Origin of the sequence: Streptomyces sp. XD-27 (assembly GCF_030553055.1) — a bacterium.
Taxonomy (GTDB): Bacteria; Actinomycetota; Actinomycetes; order Streptomycetales; family Streptomycetaceae; genus Streptomyces.
Genome location: NZ_CP130713.1, coordinates 1,892,615 through 1,905,861 on the forward strand (window position 1 = coordinate 1,892,615; position 13,247 = coordinate 1,905,861).

Genomic DNA, 13,247 nt, shown 5'->3' on the forward strand with positions numbered 1-13,247 from the left:
CCCTTACCCATGCGCTACTTGAGCATGTGCTCCAGACGCTCCGCCAGGTGGTCCCAGCGCCAGCGCTCCTCGACCCAGGCCCGGCCTCGCAGGCCCATGGTGCGCCGTAGTTCGGGGTCCCGGAGCAGCTCGACGATCCGGTCGGCGCAGTCCCTGGGCGAGGCGCCGCGCACCACCCAGCCGGTCTCCCCGTCGAGTACCGCGTCCGGTGCGCCGCCGGAGTCCCCGGCGACCACCGGCAGCCCGGTGGCCGACGCCTCCAGATAGACGATGCCCAGGCCCTCGACGTCCAGCCCGCGGCGGCGGGTCCGGCACGGCATGGCGAAGACGTCGCCCGCGCCGTAGTGGGCGGGCAGTTCCTCCCAGGGGACCGCACCGGTGAAGTACACCGAGTCCGCGACGCCCGTGGTCTCCGCGAGCCGCTTGAGGTCCCTGGCGTACGGCCCGTCGCCGACGATGAGCAGCGCCGTGTCCGGAATCCGCTCCAGGATGCGCGGCATGGCGTGGATCAGGGTGTCCTGTCCCTTGCGCGGGACGAGCCGGGAGACGCACACCACGACGGGGCGGTCGGCGAGCCCCAGCCGGGCCCGCACCTCCTGACCGCCCGAGTCGGGGTGGAAGACCTCCTCGTCCACCCCGGGGGTGAGCTGGACCATCCGGGCGGCGGCGTGCTCGGTGAGCGCGTCCGCGATCCGGGAGCGGGTGTACTCCCCCAGATAGGTGAGGGCGTCGGTGCCCTCGCCGATCCTGCGCAGCAAGTGCCGGGAGGCGGGCAACTGGGCCCAGCCCGCCTCGTGCCCGTGGGTGGTGGCCACCAGCCGGGTGGCGCCCGCCTTCCGCAGCGCGGGGGCCATCAGGCCGAGCGGGGCCGCGGCGCCGAACCACACCGAGGTGCAGCCGTGTTCGCGCAGCAGCGCGGTGGCGCGCCGGGTGACGCGCGGGGTCGGCAGCAGCATCGTGGTGTGGTCCCGTACCACCTGATACGGCTGTTCGGCGTCGAAGCGCGCGGTGGCCTCGGCGCCCTCCTGTCCCCGCTTCCAGGTGGAGGCGTAGACGACGATCCGTTCCGGGTCCAGCCGCAGCGCGATGTTGTGCAGGAAGGACTGGATGCCGCCGGGGCGGGGCGGGAAGTCGTTGGTGACGATGAGGGTCTTGTGCATCGCGGCCGACAGTACCGGGTACGGGCGGCCGCGGGCGGCCGGGCTGTGGGCCGGGTCACCCGCGTCGCCGACCGGACCGCCTGCCTCGCCGCCGGGGCCGCCGGCGCCGGTAGCGGGGCCCCCTCGTCGGTGCCGAGGGTCGCCCGTGCCGGTACCCGGAACCGCGCGCCGGGCGCGGTCACGACAGGCGGGCTGCCGGCGCCGGGGCCTCGGCGTGCGGCCGCGGGCGGCGGTCCAGCCGCCGGTGCAGCGCCACGACGGCGAGGCACTGCACGGCGGCGCCGAGCCCCATCGCCAGGCACACCCCGGGCAGCCCGAGCCCCGACAGGCCATGGGCGAGCGGCAGTTGGACGGCGGTCCCGACGGCGGTGACCCGCAGCATCAGCGGGCTGCCGCCCCCGCCCTCGAAGACGCCGCCCAGGGCGATGAAGCAGGCCAGCAGCGTCAGGTACGGGCCGATGCCGCGCAGGAACAGCGCCCCGGCGGCGGCCACGTCCGGCTCCGCGCCGAACCCCCGCATCACCCACGGAGCCACGACCAGCAGCGCCACCGCCGCCACCGCCCCGAACGCGGCCCCGAGCAGCAGCGCCTGACGGCCGATCGCGCGCCGCTGGTCCCGTCCGGCGCCCAGGGTGTGGGCGGTGTGGATCGCGGCAGCCTGGCGTACCGCGTAGAACGCCATCGTCGCCACGTACATGGCCTTCGTCGCGATGCCGTACGCGGCGACCGAGGTGACCCCGAGCCGCGCCACGATCGCCACCAGCGCCAGGGAGCCGGCCATCCGTATAAGGAAGTCGCCGGACATCGGCAGCCCGGTGGCGGCGGTGGCACGGAGCGCGGCGGCGGTCCGCGCGGCGGGCGGCACCGCGCGCGCCTGGCGCAGCAACCGGTTGCGGCGCAGCGCCGCGCATCCGGCGGCGAACGCGGCCGTCCGGCCGGCGACGGTGGCCACGGCGGCGCCTTGGACGCCGAGTTCCGGCAGTCCGAGCAGGCCGAGGATGAGCAGCGGGTCGAGGACGAGGATCAGCGCGTTGGCCAGGAAGGCGAGCCGCATCGGGGTGCGGGTGTCGCCCGCGCCCTTGAGGGCGCCGTCGAGCAGGTTCTGCGCGAAGAACACGGCGACGCCGGGCAGCGAGACGGCGAAGTAGCCGACGGTCAGGTCGTGTACGGGCCCGTCCGCGCCGCCGAGCACCAGCCGGGCGAGCGGTTCGCGCAGGAACCAGCCGCCGATCGCCACGGGCGGGATGAGCAGCGCGCACAGCGCCCAGCCGCCCCGGACGGCCGAGCGCACGGCTGCCAGGTCGCGGGCTCCGGCGGCGCGGGCGACCAGGACGGTGGTGCCGGAGCCCGCCATGAGGATCACGCCCAGGAGCACGTTCTCGACGTTCGTGGCCACGGCGACCGCGGCGACGGCGTCACCGCCGAGCCGCGCCACCCAGACCATGTTGACGATCCCGGCCAGCACCCCGGCGAGCAGCTCGAAGTAGACCGGCCCGGCCAGCGTGAGGAGTCTCCTGCGGTGGGTGCGGGGTTCCACGGTGGTCTTCTCCCTCCCTCATTACATCGAATCGATGTATAGCGATGAGAGGTATCATGACAGGGCCCGAGAATCCAACCGTCGGAGTGCGCGCGTGCTCGAACTGACCATCCTCGGCTTCCTCCACGACGAGCCGCTGCACGGCTACGAACTCAAGGAGCGCATCAGGGGGCTGAGCGGACACGTCCGCCCGGTCAGCGACGGGGCCCTGTACCCGGCGATCAGCAGGCTGGCGAAGAACGGGCTGGTGGACCAGCGCACCGAACCGGGCGCCGGCGCCGCGCCCCGCCGCATCCTGTCCCTGACCGACGCGGGCCGCGCCCGGCTGCTGGCCAGGCTCCGCGACCCCAAGGACGTCGAGATCACCGACGGCCAGCGCTTCTTCACCCTGCTGGCCTTCCTGCACCACCTCCCGGACCCGGCCGAGCAGGCCGCGGTGCTGCGCCGCAGAAAGGCCTTCCTGGACACTCCGGCCAGCTTCTTCTACCGCGACGGCGAACCGGTGCGCGCGGAGGAGGCCGGCGACCTCTTCCGCCAGGGCATGCTGCGGATCGCACGGGCCACGGGCCAGGCGGAGAAGGCGTGGCTGGCGGAGGCACTGGCGGAGTTGGAGCGGGGGCCGGGGCGCAGTCCCGGTTGACCCAGGGGCCGCCGCACAGTCGACGCCCCCGGCTAGCCCAGGGCCCGCCGCACGGTCGCGCCCGCTAGTCCAGGGCCCGTCGCGCGGCCGGCCCGACGCGCGCCGGCACCACGTGCGTCGGCCCAACGCGCGCTAGCCCAACGTGCGCGTCACATACGACCGCCAGCCCGCCATGAACTCCGCCCGCCGTACCCCCAGGACCTTCACCAGCGCCGCGTCCACCGATCTCCGCTCGCCCCCGCCGCCCGCCCCGACCTCCCGGTAGAACTCCGCGAGCTTCCGCTCGCCCCACCGTTCGGCGATCATGCGGCAGGCCAGCCAGCCCTCCTCATAGGCGCGGGCCAGCGCGGGGCCGTCGGTGCCGAAGCGGAACGCGTCGGTGTCCGGCAGGTCGCGCGGCGGGCGGCCCTGCCGGACCGCGACGGTCAGTTCGGGCGCCAGCGCCTGCGGTGGGCGGTCCGCGCCGCGGTAGCCCACCCAGTCCGCGAACCCCTCCGACAGCCACAGCGGGGTGGCCCGTGTGGTGGACGCGCGGGTCGCGACGTGGGCCGTCTCGTGCGTCATGACGGCCTGGCGGCCGAACGCGCCGAGCACGGCGTACGCGTCCGGGTTCACGATGACGCGGTCGGCGGGCGCGGAGCCGTCCCGGACGAGCTCGGCGGTGGTGACCGCCGCGATGCCCCGGTAGGCGTTGGCGGAGGTGCCCAGCAGACCGGCCAGCCGCTCCACCGAGGCGGGCACCTGGACCACCACGCGGTGCGCCCACTTCTCCCGCCACACGCCGCCCACCGCGGGCACCGCGCGGTCGGCGGTGGCCGCGATCTCGCGCAGCCGGGCGCGGTCCTGGCCGACCCCGAGGACCAGGCTGTGCCTGCCGCGTACGACCTCGACGCCGCCCTGGTCCCACAGTTGCTGGGGGGCGCGCTTGCCGCGTTCGGCCGCGACGTACCACCGCCCCTCGCGGCGTACGAGGGTCAGGAACTGCTCGCTGGTGACCGGCGCGCTGTCGTATCCGGCGAGGCGGTACCGGAGTTCGACGCGGGCGGCGATCCGGCGGCCCGTACCGGCGGCCGGGGTGAAGCCGCCGGTGCCCGCGAGCCGGTACGTCCACGAACTCAGCGGCACGTCCGCGAGGTTCTCGAAGACCCGCCGCTGACCGGAGCGGTAGCGGACCGCGCCCCGGTCGACGGTGGCCAGGAACGCGCTTGCGTCCCGCTCCCGTACCGCCGCGGCGCGCCGGTCCAGCATTCGCTGGATGTCCGCGCGATCCTCGTCCGCGGGGGCCCGGCCGCACGCGGAGAGCGCCGTGGCGCCCAACGCGCCGACCACGGCCATCCGGAGGACCGCCCGCCGTCGCTGCTGACCTGCCACGCGCTAGATCGTACGAGTCGCGGCGGCGGGGCGGAGCGTGCGGTTCGGCCAATACGGCGCGGTGGTCGGCCGATGGCGCGAGGGCGGGACGCGTCGCCCGCCGACCGGCGCCCGCTATGGGCGGGTCACGGAGGAGATCGGCATCATGCCCACCGGGTCGTAGCGCACCGCCGCCCCCGGGTACGGCGCGTGGATCACCTGGCCGTTGCCCGCGTACATCCCGACGTGGCTGGCGTCGGAGCGGTAGACCACCAGGTCGCCGGGCTGGGCCTGGGACAGTGGCACGGACCGCCCGGCGTACCGCTGCGCCTGCGAGGTGCGCGGAATGGCCACGCCCGCGGCGCCGTACGCCCACTGCGTCAGCCCGGAGCAGTCGAACGCGCTCGGCCCAGCCGCTCCCCAGGCGTACGGCAGGCCGACCGCCTGCCGCGCGGCGGCCAGCGCGGCCGCGGCCCGCGGGGAGGCCGCGGCCATGTCCTCGAACCCCGGCAGGAACCCGCCGTCCGCGCGCCTGCCGTGCCGGGACGCGCGCGCGAACCGCGCCCGCTCCTCGGGAGAGAGCGCGTTGAGCAGCCTGCGGGCGGTGGCGAGCTTGCGCTGCACGGTCTTCTTGTGATGGGCCACGGCCTTGCGGCTGTCGGAGAGTTCGACGAGCTTGCCCGCCGCCTCGGTGCGCTGCTGCCGCAGGCTCCGCAGCGCGGTCCGCAGGGAGCGGAGCCGCTCCGCGTGCCGCTGCCCGATGCGCTCCAGGGCCGAGGCCTTGTCGAGATAGCCGTCGGGGCTCTCGGAGAGGACCAGGGCGATGGCCGGGTCGAGGCCGCCGGAGCGGTACTGCGCCCCGGCGAGTCCGCCGAGCGCGTTCCGTATCGCGTTGACGCGCTCCTGGCCGCGGGCCGCCCGGTCGCGGAGCAGGTCGACTTCCTCGGTCAGCCGCCGGGAGCGCTCCTCCGCGGCGTTGAACAGTTCGGTGGCGCGCTCGGCCTGCGCGTAGAGCCGGTCGACCGCGCCGCGGGCCGATACCGCGTCGGAGGGCGGGTCCTCGGGTCGGGCGCCGGCCGGCACGGCCGACAGCGCGGCGGCCGCGGAAGCCGCGGCCGCGGACAGGACGGTCACCCGTTTCGTCCGGTCAAGACCGGACGACGAGGGACGGCGATGGGACGCCACGGACGCCGCACTCCCTTCCGCTGGGACGCGGCCCGGATGCCGGGCCGCGAGGAACTGCGCGCAGACAGTAGCCCCACGGACACGCAGCGTACAAAAAGGCCGGGCCGGGCGGACAGCGCGACGCCCCACCGGAGACGCAGGTCACCGGCGGGGCGCGGGGTCAGCGGACGGTACCGGGATTCGCCCTAACGGGCGTCTCCCGGCGGGGTTTCGGTCCCAGTCAAACGCTCAGACGCGCACGCCGTACATGAACGGCATGTTGTTGATGGACTCGTAGCGCACGTTGGCACCGGGCTTGGGGGCGTGCAGCACCTGGCCGTTGCCCGCGTACAGCCCGATGTGGTGCAGGTCGCCGTAGAACAGCACCAGGTCGCCCGGCTTGAGCTGGCCCTGCCCGAGGTGGGTGCCGGCGTTCGCCTGCTCCTGCGAGGTGCGCGGCAGCTGCACACCGGCCTGCGCGTACGCCCACGAGGTGAGCCCGGAGCAGTCGAAGGAGCTGGGGCCGGTGGCGCCCCAGACGTACGGGGAGCCGATCTTGGTCTTGGCGGCGGCCAGGGCGGCGGCGGCGCGCTGCGACTCGGGCACGTCGTCGCCCAGGTCCACGCGGTCGTTGGAACGGTTGGCGCGCTCCTCCTTCTCCGCGAGGGCCTGGCGCTCCTGCGCGGTGAGGGTGTTCAGCAGCGCCTGGGCCTTGGCGAGCTTGCCCTGGATGTCCTTCTTCTTCTCCCCGAGCGACTTACGGGTCTCGGCGAGGTCCTGGAGCTTGGTGGTGGCCTCGGCGCGCTGCTGCTTGAGAGTGCGCTGCTTGTCGCCGATCTGCTTGAGCGCGACGGCCTGCTTGCCGCTGAGCTGGTCGAGGGTGGACGCCTTGTCGAGGTACTCGTCCGGGTCGGAGGACAGCAGCAGCTGCACGGACGGGTCGATGCCGCCGGAGCGGTACTGCGCGGTGGCCATCGAACCGAGGCCGTCGCGCAGCTTGTTCAGGTCCTCCTGGCCGCGGGCGACCTTGTCCTGGAGGTCGTCGACCTGCTCCTTGAGCTTGTCCTGCTTGGCCTTGGCCCCGTTGTACTTCTCGGTGGCCTGCTCCGCCTCTTCGTAGAGCTTGTCGACCTTGGCCTTGACGTCTTCCTTGGACGGCTTGGGCGCGGCCTGGGCCGCCTGGGAGCTCAGGGCCACGGCAGCGGCGGCGGTCGCGGTGAGCACGGTTACCCGAGTGCGGCTCGGCTGCTTGGGTCGACGGTGGGACGCCACGAAGGCGGTCTCCTTCTTCCTTCAGCCGCCTACCGGGTGGTGGGGGTTCAAGACCCCGGCTCCGCGCACACGCTCCGCGGACTCGGCGGTACCTCCGCTGTCACCCCGGTTGGGCGATCAACCACGCGGAGATGCGTGGCCTGAGATTAGTAAGCTCATCGTGATCGCTTCAAATCCCACAAGCGAAATATCTGCTCCCCGAGCACATCTTTTACAAACGTCACACGCTTGGTGACGGCCCCTTGACGCTGCGCTGATGATCAGGTGCGCGCAAGTCGCTTGAGCAGCAGGGCGGATGCCACCGGGCGCGCACCGGCCTTCGCCACGCCGTCCGCCACCTCCCGGTCGGTGGAGACCACGACCACGGGGCGGCCCGGCGGTTCGGCCCGGACCAGCTGCCTGATCAGTTCGTCCGCCGTCACGCCCGGCTTGCTGAACAGCACCCGCACCCCGCGCGGGGGCGCGAGCAGCACCGGGGCGGCCAGTTCGGCCCCGTCGAAGACGCAGGTCATCTCCGCGCCGGTCTGGGCGGCCAGCACCGCGAGCCCGCCCAGCAGCCGCAGCCGCTGCTTCTCCAGCGGCATCGTGGGATAGCCGGTCTTGGTGACGTTGTAGCCGTCCACCACCAGATGCGCCTGAGGGAGCGCCAACAGCTGGTCGAGCAGCGCCGGGTCGGTCTCCGACAGCGCCCGCCGCGCGATGTCCTTGGGGGTCATCTTGCCCGGCTCGACCGCGTCCACGGTGTCCGCGGGGCGGCTGGAGGCCGGCGGCAGCGCCAGCTCCCGGCGCAGGCCCTGGGCCGCGTCCAGCACCGTGTCCAGCAGCAGCCGCACCCGCATGTCCTCGACGCTGCGGCCCTCGCGCGCGGCCCGCCGGCTGGCCTCCAGCGCCGACTCGGCCTCCGCCAGCCGGGACCGCAGCCGACGGGCCTCGCCGTCGGCCGTCGCCGCCTGCGCCGCGGCCGCGGACCGGACCGACTCCAGCTCCGCCTCGGCCTTGCGCAGGGCCGCCTCGCCCCGCTTGACGTCGCTGAGCGCGCTGCGCAGCTTCCGGTGGAGGACGTCGACCTCCTTGCGGGCCGCCTCCAGCTCCGCCCGGGTCCGCTCCACCTCCGTACGGGCCGCGGCGCGCGCCTGCGCCAACTCCTCCCGCAGCCGCCGCAGCTCCCGCTCGGCCTCCTCGCCGGCCCGCTCGGCGTCCGCCCTCTGGGCCTCCTCACCCGCCGCCTCGACGAGCTTCACCCAGCCCACCGGGCGCAGCACGAAGGCCAGCGCCGCCACGTCCACGGGATCGGCGGCGGCGGGCGGCGAGCCGCCCTCGATGGCCTCGGCCAGCTCGGTGTGCGTCTCGCGCAGCCGGGCCCCGATCCGCTGCCGGAACAGCGCCTCGGTCTCCACCGCGGCGGCCATCGCGTTCCCGGCGAACTTGGCCCGACGCGTTGGGGTGAAACGGGCGTACTGCCGCAACTGGGGCGGAAGTTCGGTGACCGTGAGGCCGCCGAAGGCATCCGCGACGAGCGCCACGACCCGGCGCCGCACGCCCTCCGGCAGGGGACGGTCCAGCGTCTCGGTGCCGCCGCCGTCGGCGTCACCGGCCGCCGTGGGCCCGTCCGTCCGTTCCACCACCTGTCACCGCTCCGTTCTCAGGCGCTCGCGCCCGCGCCCGGGCGGTCGACCAGCTCGATCCGGTCGACCGCGTTGCACCAGCGGCAACGCACCGACTCGATGGTCTCACCGAGCACCTCGCGCTCCTCGACCGTGGGCTCCCCCGCGAGGTCCAGATGGACGTACTCCACAGCCCTGGTCGACCGGGTGACATCGAAACGGGTGAGGTTCCCGCACAGCGTGCAGCGCCACCGGGTCCGGTCGGTCGGCTGGGGAACGGCCATCGTCCTGTCCTCTTCCTCGGTGCCGCGTCCGGGCGGGCGCCGCTGGGGCACCCCCGGCCTCAGCCGGGGGAGTGCGATACGCGCATGCTGTCCATGCCGTGTGCTGTAACCCTACGGCCTGAAAGGTGGGCCGCGCCGGGGCCGGGCCACCGCCGACCGGCGGCGGCGAGGCGCTCTGGGCAGGTTGTGCCCGGTACGCCATGATCTGGCCATGATCGATACGTCGGCGGGCCCGGGGCGGCCCACGGTGACGTACACCCTCATCGGTGTCTGCTGCCTGGTCTTCGCCGTGAGTCCGGCGTCCGGGCTCAACCCGGGCTACGGCACGGGCGGCGCGCTGCTGGAGGCGCGGGCCGCCTTCTTCGAACGCTGGGGCGTGGTCCCGGGCAGCCTGTGGAACGGCCCGTCCGCCGAGGCGCTCACCCCGCTCACCGCGCTCTTCGTGCACGGGAACTGGCTGCACCTGCTCGGCAACATACTGTTCCTGTACGTCTTCGGCGCGATGGCCGAGGAGCGCATGGGCCGGTTGCAGTTCACCCTGTTCTACCTGGTGACCGGCTATCTGGCGCTGGTCGGTTACGCCGCCGCGCACGCCGACTCCACCCAGACCCTGGTCGGCGCCTCCGGGGCCATCTCCGGGGTGCTGGGCGCCTTCCTGTGGCTCTTCCCGCGCGCGCGGGTGACCAGCCTCTTCCCGTTCCTGCTCTTCCTGCCGCTGCGGTTCCCGGCCTGGGCGGTGCTGATCTTCTGGTTCGCCCTGCAGTGGCTCGCCATCCGGCAGGAGGGCCCGCGCCCCGGCGTGGCGTACCTGGCCCACCTGGTCGGGTTCGTCCTCGGCTTCCTCTTCGCGTGGGCCCGCTTCGGGCGGGAGTCCAAGGGGCGCGGAGCGCCTTCGCTTGAGGGCGGTGGCGGGAGACGGGAGGGATAGAGTGAGCGGCGCAACCCGCCCCAGCGAGGGAGACAGCCCACCGTGATCACCGCGATCGTGCTCATCAAGACCGACGTCGACCGGATCCCCGAGATCGCCGAGAAGATCGCCGCCCTGGACGAGGTCAGCGAGGTGTACTCCGTCACCGGCGTGCACGACCTGATCGCGATGGTGCGGGTGGCCCGGCACGACGACCTCGCGGACGTGATCCCGGGCCGGATCAACAAGGTGCCGGGCGTCGCCTCGACGGAGACGCACGTGGCGTTCCGTACGTACTCCAGCCACGACCTGGAAGCGGCGTTCGCGATCGGCCTGGACGCGTAGCCCGTTGCGGGGGTACTCCGCGAGCACCCCCGGCGGCCCTCAGCCTCGGTCCGGCACGCAGCGGCCGTCCTCCGTGCGGTAGCTCCACTTCGCGCCGTCGCGGACCAGTTCCTTCACCGCCCCCACGAACCGCTCCACGTGCTCGTCCGGGGTCCCCGCGCCGAAGCTGACCCGGATCGCGTTGAGCGACTTCTCGCCGGGGGCCGCCTCCGGGGCGCCGCACTCCCCCGGGTCCTGCGGCTCGCCGCCCAGCAGGGTCCGTACCAGCGGGTGGGCGCAGAAGAGGCCGTCGCGTACGCCGATGCCGTACTCGGCGGAGAGCGCCGCCGCGAAGTGCGAGCTGTTCCAGCCCTCCACGACGAAGGAGAGGACGCCCACCCGGGGGGCGTCGTCGCCGAACAGCGACAGCACGCGCACCTCGGGCACCTGAGCCAGCCCGCGCCGGACCGCCTCGATCAGCTGCCGCTCGCGCGCCACCAGGGCGTCGAACCCGGCCTCGGTCAGCGCCTTGCAGGCGGAGGCGATGGCGTAGACCCCGATGACGTTCGGCGAGCCGGCCTCGTGCCGGGCGGCCGTGGTGTGCCACTCGACGTCGACACCGCCGTCGCCGCGGCGCGCCACCGTACGGCTCGCGCCGCCGCCCGCCAGGTACGGCTCCGCGTCCCGCAGCCAGTCGGCGCGCCCGGCCAGTACCCCGGAGCCGAACGGCGCGTACAGCTTGTGCCCGGAGAAGGCCACCCAGTCCACGTCCCACTCCGCGACGTCGACCGGGTGGTGCGGGGCCAGTTGGGCGGCGTCCAGGACGATGCGGGCGCCGTGTGCGTGGGCGGCGGCGGTCAGCTCCCGTACCGGCCACAGCTCCCCGGTGACGTTGGACGCGCCGGTGACGCACACCAGCGCCGGGCCGTGGGGCTCCCGTGCCGCGAGCGCCCGCTCCAGGGTCTCGACCGCCTCCCGGTGCGACCGGGGCGCGGCCAGGTAGGTCACCTCGACGTCGTCCCGGCGCTCCCAGGGCAGCAGCGAGGCGTGGTGCTCGGTCTCGAAGACGAAGACCCGGGTGCCGGCGGGCAGGACGGCGGCGAGCAGGTTGAGGGAGTCGGTGGTGGAGCGGGTGAAGACGACCTGGTCGTCGGGACGGCAGCCGAGGAACGCGGCGACGTCCCCGCGGCTGTTCTCGAACAGGTCGGTGGACAGCTGCGAGAGATAGCCCGCGCCGCGGTGAACGCTGCCGTAGTACGGGGCGTAGGCGGCGACGTCGTCCCAGACCCGCTGGAGCGCCGGGGCGCTGGCCGCGTAGTCGAGGGCGGCGTACGTGACCTCCCCGCCGGTCACGAGCGGCACGAGGACATCTCGCCCGAGGACGGGCAGCGGGGCACAAACCGACGGGTCGGCGGCAAGGGTGGGGACGGACATGGCGAACTCCCGTGGATACGCAGGCGAAACTCACCGCGCGACGCGGCAGACGCGACGGCGGGAGGAAAAGAGAAAAGGTGGTGCGCGGAGAACGGGCCGATCGGCCCTAACGCATTCGCTTGCTCACGAGACTGCTCCCTTGAGGACCAGGACCCCAGGGTTCCGCAGGGGTCCGCGCTTGCCGCAGACCTCGCTGCCTGCGGCCTGGTCATCACCCGGGGCACCCCGCCACGGACGGAGGGTTGCCGGACAGCGGGCCGGGGCCGTAGTCGCTGTCACTCGTGACCTGCGGAGCAGTATGCCAGCTGATCAACGGCGCGCAAGTCGCCGTCCGCATGGCGGAACGGGGGTCCAGGTGGACCCCCGTCACGGCTACGCGTTGGTGGCCTCGACCCAGCGCTCCAGGGCCCGCTGGGCCGCCCCCGAGTCGATGGCCTCCGCGGCCTTCGCCATGCCCGCCACGATCTGCTCCTCGAGCGTCCCGCCGCCCGGTTCCAGGGCGACCAGCGCGGCGGCGGAGTTGAGCAGCACCGCGTCCCGTACCGGCCCGGTCTCACCGGCCAGCAGCCGCCGGGCGACATCCGCGTTGTACGAGGCGTCGGCGCCGCGCAGCGCCTCCACCGGCACCAGGTCGATCCCGACGTCGCGCGGGTCGAACGACGTCTGCGTGACGGTGCCGTCCCGGACGACCCACACCTGCGAGGTCGCGGTGGTGGTCAGCTCGTCCAGCCCGTCGTCGCCGCGGAAGACCAGCGCGGAGGAGCCGCGCTCGGCGAGCACCCCGGCGACGATGGGCGCCATCCGGGCGTCCGCCACGCCCGTCGCCTGAGCCTTCACCCGCGCCGGATTGGTCAGCGGGCCGAGGACGTTGAAGGTGGTGGGGATGCCCAGCTCGCGGCGGGCCGGGGCGACGTGACGCAGCGCCGGGTGGAACTTGACCGCGAAGCAGAAGGTGATGCCGGCCTCCTCGACGACCTCGACCACCCGCCGCGGGGTCAGCTCCAGATTGACCCCGAGCTTCTCCAGCACGTCCGAGGCGCCGCTGGCCGACGAGGCGGCGCGGTTGCCGTGCTTGACGACCTTCGCGCCCGTGCCGGCGACGACCAGCGCGGACATGGTGGAGATGTTGACGGTCTTGGCGAGGTCGCCGCCGGTCCCGACGATGTCGACGGTACGGCCGGGCACCTCGATCGCGTTCGCGTGGGCGTACATCGCGCGCACGAGTCCGGTCACCTCGGCGACGGTCTCGCCCTTGGCCCGCAGCGCGACCAGGAACCCGGCGATCTGGGCGTCGGTCGCCTCCCCGCGCATGATGCGGTCCATGGCCCAGGCGGTGTCGTCGGCGCTCAGGTCGGCACCGGCGAGCAGCGACTTCAGTACGCCGGGCCAGGTGCGGGCCGTCGCGCGGTTGTCGCCTCCGACTGGGGTCACAACGTTCATGGTCCGCTCCTGGGTCCGACGATGGGCACGGGGCCGTCTCGGGGCCCCGGCGTCAGCCTAGCGGCGGATCGGCCCGATGCCGTCGCCGTGCCCGATGACTGGACACGGCCGCGGACGGGACATGGCCGAGG

Annotated in this window: 12 protein-coding genes and 1 riboswitch; of the genes, 3 read left to right on the plus strand and 9 right to left on the minus strand. The window is 74.0% G+C overall.

Annotation, left to right across the window (positions count from 1 at the left end; genetic code table 11):
- Window positions 1-14: 14 nt before the first annotated feature.
- Window positions 15-1,160 carry a glycosyltransferase family 4 protein gene (locus tag Q3Y56_RS08060; protein WP_304461263.1) on the minus strand — a complete coding sequence of 382 codons (1,146 nt, stop codon included), beginning with the start codon at window positions 1,158-1,160 and terminating at the stop codon, window positions 15-17.
- A 178-nt stretch (window positions 1,161-1,338) separates the two neighbouring features.
- The gene (locus Q3Y56_RS08065; RefSeq protein WP_304461264.1) at window positions 1,339-2,697 is read right to left on the minus strand and encodes an MATE family efflux transporter; all 1,359 of its coding nucleotides are present in this window, start codon (window positions 2,695-2,697) and stop codon (window positions 1,339-1,341) included.
- Between the two features lie 94 nt (window positions 2,698-2,791).
- On the opposite strand from Q3Y56_RS08065, the gene Q3Y56_RS08070 reads away from it, so the two are divergent.
- Complete coding sequence (locus Q3Y56_RS08070; protein ID WP_304461265.1) at window positions 2,792-3,337, plus strand: PadR family transcriptional regulator; 546 nt, start codon at window positions 2,792-2,794, stop codon at window positions 3,335-3,337.
- Between the two features lie 132 nt (window positions 3,338-3,469).
- Here the strand turns inward: Q3Y56_RS08070 and Q3Y56_RS08075 are convergent, their stop codons facing one another.
- From Q3Y56_RS08075 to Q3Y56_RS08095, 5 genes are all read right to left on the minus strand, one after another.
- A complete protein-coding gene (locus Q3Y56_RS08075; protein WP_304461266.1) occupies window positions 3,470-4,708 on the minus strand; it encodes a hypothetical protein in 1,239 nt (412 codons plus the stop codon).
- A gap of 114 nt (window positions 4,709-4,822) precedes the next feature.
- The gene (locus tag Q3Y56_RS08080) at window positions 4,823-5,872 is read right to left on the minus strand and encodes an NlpC/P60 family protein (RefSeq protein ID WP_304461267.1); all 1,050 of its coding nucleotides are present in this window, start codon (window positions 5,870-5,872) and stop codon (window positions 4,823-4,825) included.
- A gap of 228 nt (window positions 5,873-6,100) precedes the next feature.
- Window positions 6,101-7,123, minus strand: coding sequence for a C40 family peptidase (locus tag Q3Y56_RS08085; protein WP_304461268.1), 1,023 nt, complete (start codon window positions 7,121-7,123; stop codon window positions 6,101-6,103).
- 260 nt (window positions 7,124-7,383) lie between these two features.
- Window positions 7,384-8,745: an NYN domain-containing protein gene (locus Q3Y56_RS08090; protein WP_304465514.1), complete on the minus strand. Its 1,362-nt coding sequence runs from the start codon at window positions 8,743-8,745 to the stop codon at window positions 7,384-7,386.
- 20 nt (window positions 8,746-8,765) lie between these two features.
- A complete protein-coding gene (locus Q3Y56_RS08095) occupies window positions 8,766-9,011 on the minus strand; it encodes a hypothetical protein (RefSeq protein ID WP_304461269.1) in 246 nt (81 codons plus the stop codon).
- A 211-nt stretch (window positions 9,012-9,222) separates the two neighbouring features.
- Between Q3Y56_RS08095 and Q3Y56_RS08100 the strand changes: the two genes are divergently transcribed.
- Together Q3Y56_RS08100 and Q3Y56_RS08105 are read left to right on the plus strand one after the other, a co-directional pair.
- Window positions 9,223-9,939 carry a rhomboid family intramembrane serine protease gene (locus tag Q3Y56_RS08100; RefSeq protein ID WP_304461270.1) on the plus strand — a complete coding sequence of 239 codons (717 nt, stop codon included), beginning with the start codon at window positions 9,223-9,225 and terminating at the stop codon, window positions 9,937-9,939.
- A gap of 42 nt (window positions 9,940-9,981) precedes the next feature.
- Complete coding sequence (locus Q3Y56_RS08105) at window positions 9,982-10,263, plus strand: Lrp/AsnC family transcriptional regulator (RefSeq protein WP_304461271.1); 282 nt, start codon at window positions 9,982-9,984, stop codon at window positions 10,261-10,263.
- A gap of 39 nt (window positions 10,264-10,302) precedes the next feature.
- On the opposite strand, the gene Q3Y56_RS08110 is transcribed toward Q3Y56_RS08105, so the two are convergent.
- Both Q3Y56_RS08110 and trpD read right to left on the minus strand, forming a co-directional pair.
- Window positions 10,303-11,676: an aminotransferase class V-fold PLP-dependent enzyme gene (locus Q3Y56_RS08110; RefSeq protein ID WP_304461272.1), complete on the minus strand. Its 1,374-nt coding sequence runs from the start codon at window positions 11,674-11,676 to the stop codon at window positions 10,303-10,305.
- 169 nt (window positions 11,677-11,845) lie between these two features.
- Window positions 11,846-11,963: riboswitch (SAM riboswitch) on the minus strand.
- 85 nt (window positions 11,964-12,048) lie between these two features.
- Window positions 12,049-13,116, minus strand: a complete 1,068-nt coding sequence (gene trpD, locus Q3Y56_RS08115; RefSeq protein WP_304461273.1) for an anthranilate phosphoribosyltransferase — start codon at window positions 13,114-13,116, stop codon at window positions 12,049-12,051.
- Window positions 13,117-13,247: the final 131 nt, after the last annotated feature.